Origin of the sequence: Pseudomonas schmalbachii (assembly GCF_017589465.1) — a bacterium.
Classification (GTDB): Bacteria; Pseudomonadota; Gammaproteobacteria; order Pseudomonadales; family Pseudomonadaceae; genus Pseudomonas; species Pseudomonas schmalbachii.
Genome location: NZ_JAELYA010000009.1, coordinates 212,316 through 230,346, shown reverse-complemented (window position 1 = coordinate 230,346; position 18,031 = coordinate 212,316). Strand labels below are relative to the sequence as shown.

At 67.5% G+C, this 18,031-nt stretch carries 13 protein-coding genes and 1 riboswitch; of the genes, 6 read left to right on the top strand and 7 right to left on the bottom strand.

Annotated features, from left to right (window positions below):
* Nucleotides 1–231: 231 nt before the first annotated feature.
* The 3 genes from JFY56_RS21455 to JFY56_RS21445 form a co-directional block, all read right to left on the bottom strand.
* Nucleotides 232–1,599, bottom strand: a complete 1,368-nt coding sequence (locus JFY56_RS21455) for a DUF1329 domain-containing protein (RefSeq protein WP_208316171.1) — start codon at nucleotides 1,597–1,599, stop codon at nucleotides 232–234.
* 127 nt (nucleotides 1,600–1,726) lie between these two features.
* Nucleotides 1,727–3,664, bottom strand: a complete 1,938-nt coding sequence (locus JFY56_RS21450) for a DUF1302 domain-containing protein (RefSeq protein ID WP_208316170.1) — start codon at nucleotides 3,662–3,664, stop codon at nucleotides 1,727–1,729.
* A 185-nt stretch (nucleotides 3,665–3,849) separates the two neighbouring features.
* Nucleotides 3,850–5,532, bottom strand: coding sequence for a fatty acid--CoA ligase (locus JFY56_RS21445; RefSeq protein ID WP_208316169.1), 1,683 nt, complete (start codon nucleotides 5,530–5,532; stop codon nucleotides 3,850–3,852).
* 178 nt (nucleotides 5,533–5,710) lie between these two features.
* Between JFY56_RS21445 and JFY56_RS21440 the strand changes: the two genes are divergently transcribed.
* The 4 genes from JFY56_RS21440 to JFY56_RS21425 all read left to right on the top strand — a co-directional run bounded on the left by JFY56_RS21440 (nucleotide 5,711) and on the right by JFY56_RS21425 (nucleotide 11,056).
* Nucleotides 5,711–6,886, top strand: a complete 1,176-nt coding sequence (locus JFY56_RS21440) for a thiolase family protein (RefSeq protein WP_208316168.1) — start codon at nucleotides 5,711–5,713, stop codon at nucleotides 6,884–6,886.
* Between the two features lie 181 nt (nucleotides 6,887–7,067).
* Complete coding sequence (gene pdxR / locus JFY56_RS21435; protein WP_208316167.1) at nucleotides 7,068–8,564, top strand: MocR-like pyridoxine biosynthesis transcription factor PdxR; 1,497 nt, start codon at nucleotides 7,068–7,070, stop codon at nucleotides 8,562–8,564.
* 124 nt (nucleotides 8,565–8,688) lie between these two features.
* A complete protein-coding gene (locus tag JFY56_RS21430; protein WP_208316194.1) occupies nucleotides 8,689–9,759 on the top strand; it encodes a sugar phosphate isomerase/epimerase family protein in 1,071 nt (356 codons plus the stop codon).
* A 37-nt stretch (nucleotides 9,760–9,796) separates the two neighbouring features.
* Nucleotides 9,797–11,056, top strand: coding sequence for an MFS transporter (locus tag JFY56_RS21425; protein WP_208316166.1), 1,260 nt, complete (start codon nucleotides 9,797–9,799; stop codon nucleotides 11,054–11,056).
* A 304-nt stretch (nucleotides 11,057–11,360) separates the two neighbouring features.
* On the opposite strand, the gene cobJ is transcribed toward JFY56_RS21425, so the two are convergent.
* From cobJ to cobG, 4 genes are read right to left on the bottom strand one after another with little or no spacing between them, the layout of a single operon-like run.
* Nucleotides 11,361–13,034, bottom strand: a complete 1,674-nt coding sequence (gene cobJ / locus JFY56_RS21420) for a precorrin-3B C(17)-methyltransferase (protein ID WP_328824947.1) — start codon at nucleotides 13,032–13,034, stop codon at nucleotides 11,361–11,363.
* On the bottom strand, nucleotides 13,027–13,770 hold the full coding sequence (locus tag JFY56_RS21415; protein ID WP_208316165.1) for a precorrin-2 C(20)-methyltransferase: 744 nt from the start codon (nucleotides 13,768–13,770) through the stop codon (nucleotides 13,027–13,029). The genes cobJ and JFY56_RS21415 overlap by 8 nt, the downstream gene beginning before the upstream one ends.
* Nucleotides 13,770–14,396 (bottom strand): precorrin-8X methylmutase, encoded by a 627-nt coding sequence (locus JFY56_RS21410; RefSeq protein WP_208316164.1) that lies wholly within the window; start codon nucleotides 14,394–14,396, stop codon nucleotides 13,770–13,772. The genes JFY56_RS21415 and JFY56_RS21410 overlap by 1 nt, the downstream gene beginning before the upstream one ends.
* Complete coding sequence (cobG, locus tag JFY56_RS21405; protein WP_328824946.1) at nucleotides 14,393–15,625, bottom strand: precorrin-3B synthase; 1,233 nt, start codon at nucleotides 15,623–15,625, stop codon at nucleotides 14,393–14,395. The genes JFY56_RS21410 and cobG overlap by 4 nt, the downstream gene beginning before the upstream one ends.
* 163 nt (nucleotides 15,626–15,788) lie before the next feature.
* A riboswitch (cobalamin riboswitch) is annotated at nucleotides 15,789–15,987 on the bottom strand.
* A gap of 62 nt (nucleotides 15,988–16,049) precedes the next feature.
* Here cobG and cbiE point away from each other — a divergent pair.
* Entirely contained in the window at nucleotides 16,050–17,252 is a 1,203-nt protein-coding gene (gene cbiE, locus JFY56_RS21400) for a precorrin-6y C5,15-methyltransferase (decarboxylating) subunit CbiE (RefSeq protein ID WP_208316162.1), read from the top strand.
* Entirely contained in the window at nucleotides 17,249–17,974 is a 726-nt protein-coding gene (locus JFY56_RS21395; protein WP_208316161.1) for a cobalt-precorrin-6A reductase, read from the top strand. Before cbiE ends, JFY56_RS21395 begins: the two co-directional genes overlap by 4 nt.
* Nucleotides 17,975–18,031: the final 57 nt, after the last annotated feature.

The following is an 18,031-nucleotide window of genomic DNA, read 5'->3' as shown; positions in this document are numbered from 1 at the left end:
TTCGCGAATTCGAAGCAGGAGATGTGCCAGTGCCGGATAGTACGAGGCATTGGCGCGCTGGCGATACCCATCCATCCGGTTGATGAGGCGGCATAAGGCGCTCGGGAGGCGCAGCCGGGGCAGAAGGCGATGGGTATCGCGTTGCTCAACCCATCCTGCACAGGCTGAAAATGGCAGGACGCCCACAAAGAAAAACCGGCCCGAAGGCCGGTTCTTCCACAACGTCGTCGCTTAGCGAACGCCCGCCTGGCGCAGTGCCGCCGGGGTGTAGTCGCTCTCCGAGGCGCGGTACTGGTAGTCGTAGGAGGATTTCTCCTCGTTCTTCAGGCCCAGGGTCAGGTAGCGGCCGGACAGCAGGTCGTACAGGGTTTCCGCGGTGTACCAGTTGACCTGGTTGTTGTAGTAGTACTGCTGGAACGCCTCAGCCACGCGCCACAGGGTGCCGCGGCCGTCGTAATGGTCGATCTCGGCGGCCTGCCAGGTGTCCTCGTCGATGTAGAAGTCACGCTTGGCGTAGATGTGCCGCTCGCCCGGCTTCAGGGTCGCCACCACGTGCCACACGCGGTGCAGTTCGTAGCGGGACAGGTCCTGGTTGAGGTGGCCGGCCTTGATGATCTCGCCGTACTTCAGCTTGGGATCGTCCATCTTGTAGTTGTTGTAGGGGATGTAGATCTCCTTCTTGCCCACCAGCTTCCAGTCGTAGCGATCCGGCGCGCCGTTGTACATGTCGAAGTTGTCCGAGGTGCGCAGGCCATCGGCGGCGGTGCCCGGGCCGTCGTAGGACACCTGCGGGGCGCGGCGTACGCGGCGCTGACCGGCGTTGTAGAGCCACGCCAGGCGCGGTTCCTTGACCTGGTTGAGGGTCTCGTGGACCAGCAGCACGTTACCGGCCAGGCGCGCCGGCGCGGTCACCCGCTGCTTGAAGTAGAACAGCACGTTGCTCGGCTTGCCCGCATCGTAGTCGGTGAGGTTGGTGCGGAAGGTGAACTCGTCCTGGAAGTAGACCAGCGAGTAGCTGCCGTTCGGCTGCGGGGTGGCCTGGGTCACCAGGCGCCGCACGCTGCCGCCGCGGTAGCGGGTGATGTGGTTCCAGATCACTTCCAGGCCGTTCTGCGGAATCGGGAACGGGTTGGCGGTATCGAAGTTCTCCAGGCCGTTGCCGCCCTCGACCAGCTTGGTGGTGGTGGCGTTCTTCCTGGTCGCGGCGATTACCGCGTCTGGCATCGAGGCGCTGCGGTGGGTCTTGTACACCGGCATCTTGTAGGTGTCGGGGTAGCGCTTGAACATCGCCAGTTGGCCGGGAGTCAGCTTGTCCTTGTACTGGTCGACGTTCTGCGCGGTGATGGTGAACAGCGGCTGCTCACTGGCGAACGGATCGGAGAGAAAGCCCTTGCTGTCGACCGAGCCGGCGCTCTTCGACAGGCCGCCATCCCAGGCGGGAATGCTGCCGTCGGCGTTGCCGGCCTTTTCCGCGCCGATCGGGGTCAGCGAGGTGCCCAGCTTGGCCGCTTCGCTGGCGGAAACGGCTGCCATGACCTGGGTCGCCAGCAGGCTCAGCGCCAGCGCCCCGGTTTGCAGCAGGATTTTTGTAGTTCTCATTATCGCGTGCCCTCGGTAAGTCGTGTCTGCCCACGAGCCGGGCCCTGACGGCCGCTCGTGACATCTGTCCCATGCTCGCCCGTGCCGGGCGGAAGGCCCGCTTCGCCGAAGCGGGCCGGAGTTCCGATCAGAAGTTCATGCCGAAGCTGAGCGCGACGAAGTCACGGTCATCCACGGTGGAGTACTTGCCGTCGAAGAAGGTGGTGTAGGCCAGACTGGCGGTGTAGGTGTTCTGGTATTCGGCATCCAGGCCCAGGCTGACCGCCTTGCGGCCTTCCTCGAAGTTGCCGCCGGGGCCGGGGGAGTAGCCGTCGACGTCGTGCGACCAGGCTACGTTCGGCTTCATGTTCACGCCGGCGATTACATCGTTATAGTCCCAGATCGCCCGCATGCGATAACCCCAGGAGTCGGCGGTGGTGAAGCCGTCGTTCTCGCAGTAGCGGGTGAGGTTGTTCTGCGGAGCGCCAGCCAGTGTGCCGGCATTGAGGGTCTGGCACTGCCCGGCCGGCAGCGGACCGGGACCGAATACCGGGTCGCGGCCATAACGGACCTTGGAGGTGCTTTCCAGCCCGCCGACGTGGGTCCAGCCGACCTCGCCCACCAGGGTCAGACGCTCGGCGCCCATCACCTGGTCGAAGAAGTGGGTGAAGGTGGTCTGCAGCTGGGTGACTTCCTTGCGGCGGTAGCCGTGGGTGTCACGCCCCGGGGTTGCCTGCAGCAGGGATACGTTGGGGTTCAGAGGAGTCAGGCCGCCGAACAGGATGTCGGTGGTGTTGATCTGCACCGGCGCGTTCGGCCGGTAGCTGATCTCGCCGCTCCACGCGGTGCCGGTGGGCAGTGTGGTGGAGAAGCTCAGGCCGTACAGGTGGATGTCTTCCGGGTACTCCACGAAGTAGCTGGAGTTGCCGGCGACGACCAGCGGCGCGATCTGCTGGGCGACAGCGGCGGCGTTCGGCGCCGGCACCCCGGCGCGAACCAGTTGCGCCCCGATGCCGTTCGGATTGAGCGGGCTGAACAGGCCGAACACCGCCGGGCTGGCGGCCCTGCCGCTGAAGATCGGCAGACGGCTGTGGTAGTTCATGTAGTAGGCGCCGAACTCGGTATCCAGCTCGTTGGCGAAGTAGCGCATGGACAGGCCGTACTGGCCGCTGTCACGGGCATCCTCATCCGGCCCGCGACGTACGATCACGCCCTCGTCCGGATTGCCGAAGGTCACGCCGTTGTTGCGCAGCACGTTGCCGACCGGCGTTGCCAGCGGCCCCAGCGCGCCGCCCAGGGCCCGCTGCGTGCGCAGCACCGCCAGGTTGCCGTCGCAGCCATCGGCGATCACGTCCGGCTGGGAGAAGAAGGTGCCGCAGTTGTCGACCACCGTCTGGTCCCATTCGAGCTGGTAGAAGGCCTCGGCGGACAGGCTGTCGGTGAAGTTCTGCGACAGGTAGAACATGTTCACCGGGATCAGGCCTTCCTTGACCTCGGAACCAGGCCGGCGGAACGCCGAGACATCGACCGGGTTGATCGAGCTGATGCCGTTCTGGATGAAGGTGCTCTCGCCCCAGTTCACCACCTGCTTGCCGAGGCGCACGGTGCCCGGCTGCTCGGCGATGTTGTAGTTGTGGTAGACGAAGGCATCGAGCAGTTGCGCGCCGGAGGACTGCGCGCCTTCCTTGCGGTTGTGGTCGTCGATGTCCTTGAACAGGCGGCTCTCGTCCTTCAGCTCGAAGTCGTACCAGTACTTGCCGCGCAGGAAGACGCCGGTATCGCCGTACTTCAGTTCGAGGTCGTGGATGCCCTTGAAGATCTTCGAGAAGGTCTCGCCCTTCTTGAAGTTCAGGTGGCCGTCGTCGGAGGTCTGCGAGAGCCCCCTGCCGCCGTTGTTCGCCCCGATCAGGTCCTTGTTCGGACTCTCGGTCGACCAGCTGGCGCCGACGGACAGGGACGAGTCGAACGAACCCTCGACTTCCCCCACGTTGAAGCTGATGGCGGAGGCAGGAGCCGCCAGGGATGAGGCCAGGCTGACCGCCAGTGGCAGTCTTGCCAGGCGCCAGATCCTTTTCATTTGTGTCATCGACGCTACTCCATGTGTTTCTTGTTATGAGTGCGTCGAATATAGCCAGCCATCAGGGGGGGATGATCGCACCAAAGTGTGATTTATCCCGTGACTACCCGGTCAGGTAGCACGACCCCCGTGAAGGCCGCGCCAGACGGGGCCGCACCGCACCGAGCGCTTGCTCGGCGGGCGCGGCGCATGGCTCAAACGGTGGACAGGAACGCGCTGCCGGCCTCCTGCCACTGGACGATATCCACACGGATTCGCTTCTTGTCCAGTTTGCCCACACTGGTCTTGGGAATTTCAGTAACAACGGCGATCTGCGAGGGAATCGCCCACTTGTTGATGTGACCTTCCTCGACGAAGGGCTTGAGGTGTTCCTTCAGCGCCTTGGCGTCCAGCGCCTGCCCTTCGCGCAGCACCAGCAGGGCGAACGGGCGCTCGCCCCACTGCGGGTCAGGCACGCCGACCACGGCCACTTCGCGCACGGCCGGATGGCGGCTGATCAGGTCCTCCAGGTCCAGCGAGGACAGCCATTCGCCGCCGGTCTTGATCACGTCCTTGATGCGGTCGCGGATGTCGATGAAGCCCATGCCGTCGATGGTCGCCACGTCGCCGGTATGCATCCAGCCGCCGGCCCACAGCTCCTCGCTCTTTTCCGGCTCGCGGAAGTAGCCCTGGGTCAGCCACGGCGAGCGCAGCACCAGTTCGCCCTGGGACTCGCCATCGGCCGGGAGGAACTGGCCGTGCTCGTCCATGATCGCCGCTTCCGCCAGCGGCACCGGCACGCCGGCCTTGATGCGGTAGGTGGTGCGCTCGTCCTCGCTGCCGGCGCGCAGCTGTTCGTTGAGGTAGGCGCAGGAAATCAGCGGGCAGGTTTCCGACATGCCGTACGCGGCGGTGAGCTGGATGCCGCGCGCCTTGGCCGCGTCGTACAGCGCACGGTTCAGCGCGCTGCCGCCGATGATGATCTTCCAGCCGCCGAAGTCCACGCCCTGCGCGGCCTTGGCGTTCATCACCATCTGCAGGATGGTCGGCACGCAGTGGGAGAACGTTACCTTCTCGCGTTTCCACAGCTCGACCAGGAATTCCGGATCGTAACGGCCCGGGTAGACCTGCTTGACGCCGAGCATGGTCGCCACGTACGGCGTGCCCCACGCATGCACGTGGAACATCGGGGTGATCGGCATGTAGACGTCGTTGTTGCCGAGCAGGCGGATGCTGTCCAGGCTGGCGATGGTCGAGGCCATGGCCAGGGTGTGCAGCACCAGCTGGCGGTGGGAGAAATACACGCCCTTCGGGTTGCCGGTGGTGCCGGTGGTATAGAAGGTGGTGGCGACCGAGTTCTCGTCGAAGTCCGGGAACGCATAGCGCGGGCTGGCTTCGGCCAGCAGGCTCTCGTACTCGCCCACGCAGTTGGCCAGCGGGCAGCTCTTGTCGGCGCTGTCGGTCATCAGGATGGTCTTCTCCACCGTGGTCAGCTGCGACTCGATGCCCTGGTAGAGCGATACGAACTCGCTGTTGACCAGCACGAAGCGGTCTTCCGCGTGGTTCATGGTGTAGAGGATCTGCTCCGGCGAGAGGCGGATGTTGATGGTGTGCAGCACCGCGCCGATCATCGGGATGGCGAACATGCATTCGAGGTAACGGTGGCTGTCCCAGTCCATCACCGCCACGGTATCGCCGGCCTTCACGCCCGCCTCGCTGAGCACGTTGGCCAGCCGCGCGACCCGCTCGTTGAAGGTGGCGTAGGTGTAGCGCACCTGGTCGCGATAGACGATCTCGCGGCCTTTCTCGTAGCGGCTGCCGGACAGCAGCAGGCTCTTGATCAGCAGCGGGTACTGGTAGGCGTTCTGGGCGGACGGGAGGATGCGGGTCTGAAGCATGGGCGGCACACCTGTAAGGCACATTGTCATTGTTGGTGGACATGACTCTAGGGTCACCGCGCCATCAGATCATCCAACCAAAGAGTGATTTGCAGATGACTCTTTGGCTGCTTCCGGTCACGTTGTAGAATCGCTGGCTCGAATCGACTTCAAGACAAGATCAACGAGGTACAGCTTCATGTCCGAAATCGTCATCGTCAGTGGCGCCCGCACTCCCATGGGTGGCCTGCAGGGCAGCCTGTCCGGCGTTTCCGCCGTCGACCTGGGCGCCGTAGCCATCCGCGAAGCCGTCAGCCGTGCAGGTATCCAGCCCGCCGACGTCGAGGAAGTGATCATGGGCTGCGTGCTGCCCGCTGGTCTGAAACAGGGCCCGGCCCGCCAGGCCGCGCTGAACGCAGGCCTGCCGAGCGCCACCGGCTGCACCACCATAAACAAGCTTTGTGGCTCCGGTATGAAAGCCGTGATGCTGGCCCACGACCTGCTCAAGGCCGGCACCAACAAGGTGATGGTCGCCGGCGGCATGGAAAGCATGTCCAACGCCCCCTACGTGCTGGAGAAGGCCCGCACCGGCCTGCGCATGGGCCACGCCGAGATCAAGGACCACATGTACCTCGACGGCCTGGAAGACGCCCGCAGCGGCCGCCTGATGGGCTCCTTCGCCCAGGAGACCGCCGACAGGTACGGCATCACCCGTGAGGAAATGGACGCCTACGCCATCGAATCGCTGAAGCGCGCCCAGGCCGCGATCAAGGATGGCTCGCTGGATTCCGAGATCGTTCCGGTGACCGTGACCACCCGCAAGGGCGAGGTCGTGGTGAAGGATGACGAGCAGCCGCTGAACGCCAACCTGGACAAGATTCCCGGCCTCAAGGCAGCGTTCAAGAAGGACGGCACCATCACCGCCGCCAACGCCAGCTCGATCTCCGACGGCGCCTCCGCGCTGGTCCTGATGACCGCCGAGGAAGCCGCCGCCCGTGGCCTCAAGCCGCTGGCGAAGATCGTCGGCCACGCCACCCAGAGCCAGGACCCGAGCGAATTCACCATCGCCCCGATCGGCGCCATGACCAACCTGTTCAAGAAGACCGGCTGGACCAAGGACGACGTCGACCTGTTCGAGATCAACGAAGCCTTCGCCATGGTCACCATGCTCGCCATGCGCGAACACGGCCTCGACCACGCCAAGGTCAACGTCTACGGCGGCGCCTGCGCCCAGGGCCACCCGGTCGGCTCCACCGGCTCGCGTCTCATCGTCACCCTGATCAACGCCCTGCAGAAGAAGGGCGGCAAGCGCGGCGTGGCCTCGCTGTGCATCGGCGGCGGCGAAGCGACTGCGGTAGCGATCGAGCTGGTGTAACGTAACGCGGTAACACCGAAGGGCGCGGCGAACACCGCGCCCTTCTCGTTTCCGCTGGCCGTACATGTGCGCTGGACGCCAGCAGCACCCGGCCGGCAACTGCTCCCGCTGCCCGGCGCCAGCCTCCCCACTCCGATGCGGAGCGGCGCACAATATTCGAGGACGCAAGGCAGGGACCGAAATGAAGACACCCGGCGGCATGCTGCTCACAGGCATCGAACTGGACCGTTCCAGCCCGGTGCCGCTCTATCGGCAGCTCTACCTGCAGGTACGCAAGCAGATTCTCTCCGGACGACTACCCGGCGGCACACGCCTGCCCTCGACGCGCACCCTGTGCAAGGAACTGGGGTTGTCGCGAATCACCCTGCTCAATGCCTTCGACCAGCTCACCGCCGAGGGCTTCCTGGCATCGCGCACCGGCGCCGGCTCCTATGTCGGCGATGAATGGGAAGGCCGCAAGGCAGCCGCGAACATCCCGCGCAAGCCTCCGCGCCTGTCCAGCATGAGCCAGGCGGTGCACTCCCTGCGCAGCGATCACTTCAGCGGCATGTCCTACAGCTCCTGGGCAGCGGATTGTCCGACATCCTTCCTGCCCAGCCATCCGGCCTACGACGCCTTTCCCATGCTGGTATGGAAACGCCTGATGAACCGCCACCTGCGCAAGCCGGACAAGGCGCAGTTGGGCTACGGCGAGCTGAAAGGCCTGCTGCGCCTGCGCGAAGCCATCGTCGAGTACGTGTCCGATGCCCGCGGCATCGAATGCAGCGTCGACCAGGTGGTGATCACCTCCGGCGCCCAGCAGGCCTTCAACCTGCTCGGCATGCTCCTGCTCAATCCCGGCGACAGCGTGTGGATGGAAGACCCCGGCCACATCGCCGCGCGCATCGCCTTCCAGGCGCTGGGCTGCCAGCTGGTGCCCCTGCGTATCGACGAGCAGGGCCTGGACGTACAGCAGGGCCTGCGCGAATGCCCGGACGCACGCCTGGCCTTCACCACTCCGTCGCGCCAGCACCCGCTGGGCACCACCATGAGCTACGCGCGCCGCCAGGAACTGATCGACTGGGCCGGACATGGCCATGGCTGGATCGTGGAAGACGACTGCGACAGCGAATTCCGCTACGTCGGCCGCCCGCTGCCGGCGCTGTACGCCCTGGACCCGTGGCAGAAGGTCATCTACGTCGGCACCTTCAGCAAGGTGCTCTACCCCTCCCTGCGCCTGGGCTACGTGATCCTGCCCGAGGCGCTGGTGGAACCCTTCTGCGCCATTCGCGCGGTGATGGACCGCAGCCCGTCGACCCTGCACCAGGACACCACTGCCGACTTCATGCTCGACGGCCACTTCCTCGGGCACATCCGGCGCATGCGCAACCTTTACCAGGCGCGCCAGGAGTGCCTGCTGGACGCACTGCAGCGCCACCTGGGCGGCTTTCTCTCGGTGGCGCCGGTCGAGGCCGGCCTGCACATGATCGGCTGGCTGGCGGAAGACATGAACGACGACGCCCTCGCCCGCGGCCTGGCCGACCATCAGGTCTACACCTACGCCCTGCGCGACTACTGCATCCGCCGCTACCTGCCGCCGGGACTGCTGCTGGGCTTCGCCGCCACCCCCGAGGCACAGGCCGAAAAGCGTGTGCAGGAATTCGTCCACGCCCTGCACGCCCTGGGCATGCGGGTGTGAGCCCCGGCCCGAGAGGGCAGCCAAAATGGCCATAAGAACAAAACAATAATGGCTATAGGTATAGCGCCATTCCGGAGCGATAAAAGAACTGCCGGCCACCCCGGTGTCGCTATCAGGAATGACAATAATGAATGCTATCCAAGCCCGATTCGCCGCCCTTCTGAGCCATAACGCCGGAGCCGATTCCGCCCCGCCGCCGCTCACACCCGACCTCGCCCGCCGCCTGCTGCAACGCCTGGACAGCCTGCGTCTGTTCGCCCATGGCTATCCGCTGCTGACCAACCTCACCCACGGCCGGGTCACTCCCGGGGACATGCTCGACTTCGCCTACCGTCACGAACTGGATGGCCTCTCCCTGCACCTGCTGGATGGCGAGGAGAACAGCCTGTCGCGCATGTCCGCCGAAGGGCTGGCCGCCTTTGGCGACAAGGCCCGCGCGCTCGGCCTCGACCTGCATGTCGAGATCAGCAGCACCCGCCCGGAAGACGTCGACCAGGCGGTGGCCGTGGCCCGCGCCATCGGCAGCCGCAACATTCGCGTCTACTCCCGCTACGAGGGGCACCTGTCGCGGGTCATGGACCTGATCGAGGCCGACCTGCGGCGCCTGGCACGACTGGCCGACGAGCACGACATCAACTTCGACTTCGAGCAGCACGAGGAACTCAAGAGCGACGAGATCGCCGCCCTGCTGCGCCGGGTCGGGCACCCGCGCCTGAATGCCCTGTTCGACTTCGGCAACATGATCAACGCCTGCGAACGACCGCTGCCGGCGCTGGCCAATCTCGCGCCCTTCATCCGCCAGGTCCACCTCAAGGGCGTGCGTGTGGTCCCCGAGCAGAACGGTTTCGGCCACTACGGCGTGCTGCAGGGCAGCGACGAGGACCAGTTGCCCGGCGCGCGCATGCTGCTGGAGCTGTTGCTGCTGGGCGAGACGGCGCCGCAGGTGGTGGCCTTCATCCTCGAACAGGAAAACCACTACATCGCCCCCGCCTTCCGCCAGACCGGCGAAGACGCCGACCCCTTCATTCCCTACCGCGAGATGAGCGAGACGCCGCTCCCGCCGGGCTACAGCCTGGAGCGGATGATGGCCGACGAACACCGCTGGGCGAACAATCAGGTACGCCACCTGCGCGGCCTGCTGGCCGAGCTGCGCCTGCTCGCCGAACTGACCCTGGCCGACGCCCAGCGCGCCTGACCGGCCCCAACAACACCGGAAACTGTGGAGAACAACAATGACAGCACAGGCTAAAGCCAAGTGGCTCCGCTTCCTGGTCCTCGTCCTCGGTGGCGGGACCATCTACAAACTGGCCAACCTGAAGGACGCCTTCTACATCCCGATGCAGGAGCACATGGGGCTGACTCACACCGAGATCGGCACCCTGCTCAGCGCCAACGCCATCATCGCCACGGCCCTGTTCGTCCTGGGCGGCTTCCTCGCCGACCGTTTCGAGACGCGCAAGCTGATTCCCATCGGGCTGATCGGCGCCGGCAGCCTCGGCCTGTACCTGGCCAGCTTCCCCGGCTACAGCCACCTGCTGATCGTCTTCAGCCTGCTGGCGGTATGTGCCGACTGCATCTTCTGGCCGTCGCTGCTGAAAGCCATTCGCAACCTCGGCGACGACAACGAGCAGGGCCGCATGTTCGGCTTCCTCGAAGGCGGCCGTGGCGTGGTGGATACCCTGGTGGCGTTTTCCGCCCTCGGCGTGTTCGTCGCCCTGGGTTCCGGCGCGGACGGTCTGAAGGCAGCCATCCTGTTCTACTCGGGAATCGACATCGGCGTCGGCCTGCTCACCTGGTTCCTGCTCAGGGATGCCCGCCAGACCAGCGGCAACCGCGAACCCATCGGCCTCGCCGGCCTGCTGGAGGCGGTACGCATGCCAGGCATCTGGCTGGTAAGCCTGAACGTGTTCATGGTCTACATCGTCTACTGCGGCCTGACCTACTTCATCCCCTACCTGAAGGACATGTACCAGCTGCCGGTGGCGCTGGTGGGCGCCTACGGCATCATCAACCAGTACTTCCTCAAGGTACTGGGCGGCCCGGCTGGCGGCTTCATCGCCGACAAGGGAATGAAGAGCCCGAGCCGCTACCTGAAGTGGGCCTTCCTTGCGCTCATTCCGCTGATGGCGGTGATTCTCGGCATTCCGCACGGCGAAAGCTTCATCTACGCCGGCATGGCCGCCACGCTGTCCTTCGCCCTGGTGGTGTTCACCATGCGCGGCGTGTTCTGGGCGCCGATGAGCGAAGTGGGAATCCCCTCGCGCATCAGTGGCTCGGCCTTCGGCATCGGCTGCCTGATCGGCTACGCCCCGGGGATGTTCGCCTACGTCATCTACGGCTCGCTGCTCGACCACTATCCGGGCGAACAGGGCTACACCTATGTGTTCAGCCTGATGAGCATCCTCGCCGTGGTGGGCTTCGCGGTCTCCAGCCTGCTGCATCGCTCGGTGAACAAGCGTCCCGCCGCCTCCACGGACCAGGCCCTGGCCTGAGGCTGACGAACCGGACATACAACCATCCGGCGTAGGGGCAGCGCTCTTCGTAGGATGGGTTGAGCTTGCGATACCCATCATTCGCGATACCCATGGGTATCGCTGCGCTCAACCCATCCTACGGAACTGGCACGGCATACAACCCAACACCGTCGAGCCCCCTCTCCCTCCGGGAGAGGGTTGGGGTGAGGGGAATCGCAACGCCGATGGTTCCGTAGGAGCGTAGGGCGGGTGCAACCCGCCATCACCCCACCGAACCGGCGGGTTGCACCCGCCCTACGCCCGAGGTCCGCGAATAACCTCGCTACTCCCCCGGATACCACCTCGGCGTATACACCCACTCGCCGCCGCCCTGCCGCGGGAAGCGCCGGGTCTGGCTGGAGCCGACGATCACCAGCGTGCGCATGTCCACCAGCTCCGGCGTCAATTCGCCGAGGGCGAGCACCCGCAGCGCCTCCGCCGGGCGGCCGATATCGCGGCCGAGCACCACCAGCGTCTGCGGCGCACGATGCTGGCGCAGCAGGTCGAGGGCGCGGCCGAGTTGCCAGGGGCGGGCGCGGGAGATCGGGTTGTAGAAGGCCATCGCCAGGTCGGCGGCGGCGGCATGCTGCAGGCGCTTCTCGATCACCGCCCAGGGCTTGAGGTTGTCGGACAGCGAGATCAGGCAGAAGTCATGCCCCAGCGGCGCGCCGGCCCTGGCGGCGGTGGCCAGCGCGGCGGAGATGCCGGGCAGCACTTCCAGCTCCACGCCGTGCCAGCGCGCATCGCCGGACGCCTCCAGCGCCTCCATCACCGCTGCGGCCATGGCGAACACGCCGGGGTCGCCGGAGGACACCATCACCACCCGCCTCCCCTCGGCCGCCAGTTCGAAAGCATGGGCGGCACGCTGCAGTTCCTCGCGGTTGTCGCTGCCATGCACGCGCTGGTCCGCACGGTAGGGGCCGGCCATGCTCACGTAGGTCTCGTAGCCCAGCACATCCCCGGCCTCGTCCAGTGCCCGGCGCACGGCCGGGGCCAGCAGATCGGCGCAGCCGGGGCCGATACCGACCACGCTGAGCCTGCCGCGCGGCCTGCCGATAGCTGCGGCCGCCGCAGGACTCGCGGCCTGATGCAGGCTCAGCCCCGGCGCCTCGCAACGGGCCGGCGGCAGTCCGGCGGTGGACTCGATGAAGCGCAGCGGCACACCCAGTTCGCAGGCGGCACGTTCGACGGCGGGCAGCGAGCGGCCCGGCCCCTCGACCAGCAGCGCGGCCAATGCCTGCTCCGCCAATTCCGCCGTAGCGAGCAAGTCGCGCAGGCGCCCGGCCAGGTCGTCGGCGAAGTCGCTGCACCGCGCCAGCAGCAGGCGCGGATGGATCAGCAGGGTCTCGTCTTCATTCCCAAGCGCCACATCGATACGCAGGCAGCGCTCGCCCTCGGGATGCAAAGGCAGCCGGGCCTGCTCCAGCCATGGCGCCTCGCCCTCCACCCGCAGGCGCGCGCCACCAAGAAGGTCGCTGACCAGCCGTTTGCCCTGCTCCAGGTCGGCCAGCACATAGCCGGACGGCGGATCGAGCAGGCAGGTGCCGAAGCGCAGCTCGCCGCTGGTGGTGATGGCCGGCGCCACCGCCAGCCAGCCGCCCAGCTCGCGGGCCAGCCGGTTGACTCCAGCCAGACCGCCAAGCAGCGGCACCACCGCGCTGCCGTCCTCGGCCACGGCCAGTACCGGCGGCTCGGCACCCTTCCCGGCGAGCGCCGGGGCCAGACTGCGGATGACGATGCCCGCGGCGCACAGGGCGATGATCGGCGTGCCGGCGCGGTACAGGCCGCGCAGGTGTTCGGCGAACTCGCGATAGCTCCGCTCGACGCCTTCGACCCGCCCGCGCAGGCCGTGGATCTCGGCGCCGGGATAGCGCTGCTGCACGCGGCGCGCGGTGGCCAGCGCCGAGGCGGCGAGGATGACGATGGCCGGCGACTTCAGGGTATCCAGCTCAGCCACGCCACTTCTCCCCCGGCACCAGGATCATCGAGAAATATGGCGAGGCCAGCGGTTCCACCTCGTCCAGCGGCACGATGCGCTGGTTGTCCATGGTGGCGCGCTCGACATAGTGGGCGCGGCCGTCCAAGCCGAGGCGCTGCAGCACGCGGCGGACCTTGTCGAAGTTGCGTCCGAGCTTCATCACCACCGCCGCCTCCGCCTCGCGCAGACGCTGCTCCAGTTCATCCTCGGGCAGCACGCCGGAGAGCACGCTGAGCGACTGGTTGCGGTACACCAGCGGCGTGCCGAGCACCGACGCGCAGCCGAGCATCGAGCACACGCCGGGCACCACGTCCGCCTCGTAGTGCTCGGCCAGCCGGTCATGCAGGTACATGTAGGAGCCGTAGAAGAACGGGTCGCCCTCGCAGATCACCGCCACGTCGCGGCCGGCGTCCAGTTCGGCGGCGATCTGTGCCGCGCAGGTGTCGTAGAAGTCGCTGATCACATCCTCGTAGCTCAGCGGCGGTTCGAGCTTCTCGGTGGTCACCGGGTAGACCAGCGGCAGGCGTCGCTGGGCGTTCGTCAGGTGCCGCTCGATGATGCCGAAGGCGTTGCCGCCCTGCCCCTTGCTGGCCTTGGCCTTCGCCACGAAGTAACCCACCACCGGCGCGGACTGCAGCAGGCGCAGGGCCTTGAGGGTGATCAGTTCCGGATCGCCGGGGCCGACGCCGAGTCCGAGCAGACGTCCCTTGCGCATCACTCCACCTCCGTGGCCAGGGCGTTGACCGCCGCCGCGGCCATGGCGCTGCCGCCACGCCGGCCGCGCACGATGACGTAGGGCACGCCGCGGCTGTCGGCGGCGAGCATGTCCTTGGACTCCGTCGCGCCGACGAAACCCACCGGCATGCCGAGGATCAGCGCCGGCCGGGGCGCACCGGCGTCGAGCATTTCCAGCAGGTAGAACAGCGCGGTGGGCGCATTGCCGATCACCACCACGCTGCCTTCCAGATGCTCGCGCCAGTGCTCCAGCGCCACCGCCGAGCGGGTGTTGCCGAGTTCGCGGGCGAGCTGCGGCACGTCCGCCTCGTTCAGGGTGCAGATCACCCGGTTGTCCGCCGGCAGGCGCGCGCGGGTGATGCCCTCGGCCACCATGCGCGCGTCGCAGAGGATCGGCGCGCCATTGGCCAGCGCGGCACGCCCGGCGGCGCCGGCACCCGGCGAGAAGCGCAGGTCCTGCACCACGTCGACCATGCCGCAGGCGTGGATCAGGCGCACGGCGAGCTTTTCCAGATCGGCGGGAATGGCCGAGAGATCGGCCTCGGCACGGATGGTGGCGAAGGACTGGCGATAGATCGCCTGACCATCGCGGATGTAATCGATCATTCGGGACTTCCTGTGGCGAGCCAGTCGCCGGCTTGGTCGATATCGAGGGATGGCGCCAGCAGGCGGCCGAACCCGGCCTGGCCCGGCTCGCGCCGATAGAGGTGGTAGCGCCCGCCGGGCTGGGCCAGCAGGGTGAAGGGAGCGACATGGGCGGCGGCGCAGGAGCGCGGGCAGCCGCAGAGGTGCACCTGCGCCGGCCCGCTGCTGCCCATGTGAGCGGCCAGGCGCAGGGCGTCGCCCTTGGTATCCGCCATCGCCCTGGCGCACCCGCTGCTGCCACTGCAGGCGAGCAAACGGGCCAGCGGCGCGCGGGCATCCAGCAGCAGGCCGATATCGTTCATGGCCTGGGCTGCTGCACTCTGGCGGGCGACGGGAATATCCGGCAGCAGCACGCCCTGCCAGGGCGTCAGGCGTAGCTCGCCACTGCCCTCGGACTCGACCAGATCGGCCAGCGCCCAAAGCTGCACGGCCTCCAGCCGCCCCAGCGGCGCGCCGGCCAGCAGCATGACCAGTCCGGATTGGCGCTGAGCATGCACACCCAGCGGCCCGGCGGTCGTCTCCGCCAATGGCAACACCGGCTGGCGGCGATCCAGCGCGAATGGCAGGCGAGCGAGAAAGTCTTCCACCGGCAGATCGACCAGCAACTGGCGCATACGCGTGTGCTCGCCGGCCAGTTGCAGGAACAGGCGCAGCAGCACTTCCACCAGTCGTGGCGCCTCGGCCAGATCGACCACACCGAGAGGCTGGCGCCGTGGGCAACCGGCCAGCCCGAAGGCCATCTGCGCACCGCCGGGCAAGGCGCTGAGCCAGATGTCATGGGGATGGTCGAGCATGGACAGGGTTTCGCCGCCGTCCAGCTGCAGGGCGAACTTGGCGGACAGGGCGTGAAATTCGGGAGTGTCCTGCAGCAGCGCGAGCAGTTGATCGGCCAGCGGACGGGCATCCACCAACGCAGCCGAGTCGCGGCCGGCGGCGGGGCTGAGCAGCAGGTTGCGCACATCGTCGGCGGCAGCGTTGCGGGGGCCGAGACCGGCGGCCAGCAGGTGCCGCACCAGCTCGTCCTGATGTTCCGCGCGCACGCCGCGAATCTGCAGGTTGCTGCGGTTGGTCAGCTCCAGCACGCCGCTGGCGCACATCCGCGCGACCTCGGCGACAGCGCGGGCCTGGGCGCTGGAAAGCTGGCCGCCGGGCAGCTTGACCCGGCAGATGCCGCCATCCAGGGCGGACACGACGCGCCACAGCCCCGGACAGGCGGAGGGCCTGGGGGAGAAGGGAATCGATACGGATGGATCGTGCTTCAACGCGGTCACCGACAACCAACGACGCGGCGACCGAACCAGCGGAACCCCAAAGGGATTCCTTGGCATCGGTACACCCCGCCCGATGTTGGCACTCGCGACTGCGTCGTCGGCAGGTCTCCTGGCTGGCAGGTCGGCATTGCTCCGCGGCCTTCCCGATTGCTCAGTGGCGCGTTGTGCGGAGCGACTCGCTGCTTACAGTTGCGGGGGCAGCCACGGTTTGTCCGTGTTCCCTCTTCGGCCCATGTCAGCGTCTGGAAGATCGCTGGGGCACCGACGAAGCGGCTATTATGCCCGCTTTTTCCGGCGCCTGGCCAAGCCCGCGCGTCGCCTGCAACGCATCGAGGAGACACGCATGACAGCCTGGCTGACGGTGGTGGGCATCGGCGAAGACGGCTACGCCGGACTGGGCAAGGCGGCGCGCCGCGCGCTGCTGGCAGCCGGGCATATCGTCGGCGCGCCGCGCCAGCTGGAACTGCTGCCGCCGTGCATCCGCGCCACGCGCGAGGCCTGGCCCAGCCCGTTCAGCCTGGCGCCGGTGCTGCAACGCCGCGGCACGCCGCTGTGCGTGCTGGCCAGCGGCGACCCCATGCTGTTCGGCGTCGGCGCCAGCCTGGCGCGGCATGTCGAAGAAACCGAAATGAGGGTGCTGCCGGCGCCCTCCTCCTGCTCCCAGGCCGCCGCGCGCCTGGGCTGGCCGTTGCAGGACGTGACCGTGCTGTCTGTGGTGGCTCGGCCGCTGGCAGCGCTCAACCTGCACCTGCACGACGGCCAGCGCCTGCTGATCCTGTGCAACGACGGCAGCAGCCCCGCCGCCATCGCCGCGCAGCTATGCGAACGTGGCTTCGGCGCCAGCCGCCTGAGCGTGCTGGAACACCTCGGCGGACCGCTGGAGCGGCGCGTCGATGGCCTGGCCGCAAGCTGGAACCTGCCGGAAGCCGCCGCCCTCAACCTGCTGGCGGTGGAATGCCGCGCCGATGCCGGTACCCAACCGCTGCCGCTGACCTGCGGCCTGCCCGACGACGCCTACCGCCACGACGGCCAGTTGACCAAGCGCGATGTGCGCGCCGTCACCCTCGCCCGCCTGGCGCCGCGTCCCGGCGAGCTGCTGTGGGACGTCGGCGCCGGCTGCGGCTCGATCGGCATCGAGTGGCTGCGCAGCCATCCGCGCTGCCGGGCCATCGCCATCGAGGCGAACGAAGGCCGCCAGCAGATGATCGCGCACAACCGCGACCGGCTCGGCGTTCCCCAACTGCAACTGGTGGCCGGTCATGCGCCCGAGGCGCTGTCGGGGCTGGAACAGCCGGATGCGATCTTCATCGGCGGCGGCGTCACCGTCCCCGGCGTGCTGGAACAGTGCTGGCAGGCGCTGAAACCCGGCGGCCGGCTGGTCGCCAACGCCGTGACCCTGCAGAGCGAGGCCGCGCTGGTGGCCTTCCGCGAACAGCATGGCGGCGAACTGATCCGCATCGCCGTGGCCCAAGCCCAGCCGCTCGGCGGCTTCGACACCTGGCGCAGCGCCCTGCCGATCACATTGCTGGAAGTGAACAAGCCATGAGTGCCCGCGTGCTGCTGCTCGGTGGCGTCGGCGACGCCCTGCGCCTGGCCCGGCGCCTCGGCCCGGAGCACCTGTACAGCCTGGCCGGGCTGGGCAAGGTGCCGGACGACCTCGCCTGCCACGTGCGGGTCGGCGGCTTCGGCGGCGCCGAGGGCCTGGCCGGTTTCATCCGCGCCGAAGGCTTCGACCTGCTGCTGGATGTCACCCATCCCTACGCCGCCCGGATCAGCGCCAATGCGGCGGAAGCCGCGCGCCTCGCCGGCATCCCCTGCTGGGCCCTGCGCCGCCCCGGCTGGCAGGCCGGCCCCGGCGACGACTGGCGCGAGGTGGCCGATTGGGCCGCGCTGCGCGACGCCCTGGCGCCCTTCCGCAAGCCGTTCTTCACCCTTGGCCGCGAACCGCTGGAACACCTGCATGAAATCCCCGCCGGGCAGTTCTGGACTCTGCGCCTGCTCGACGCCCAGCTCGCTCACCCCCGCGCCCGCTGCATCGCCGCCCGCGGCCCGTTCCAGCTGGAAGACGAACGCGCGCTGTTCGCCGCCGAGGGCTTCGATGTGCTGGTCAGCAAGAACAGCGGCGGCAACGCCACCGAAGCCAAGCTGCAGGTGGCTCGCGAACGCGGCCTGCCGGTGCTGCTGCTGGCACGCCCGGAGTTGCCCGAGGTGGAGCGCAGCTTCGCCGACCCCGAATCCCTGTGGCAGGCGCTGCAGCCATTGCTCTGAACGTCCCTCGTAGGTTGGTGCTGAACGCAGTGAAGCCCAACATTCGCCGAGTTGGGC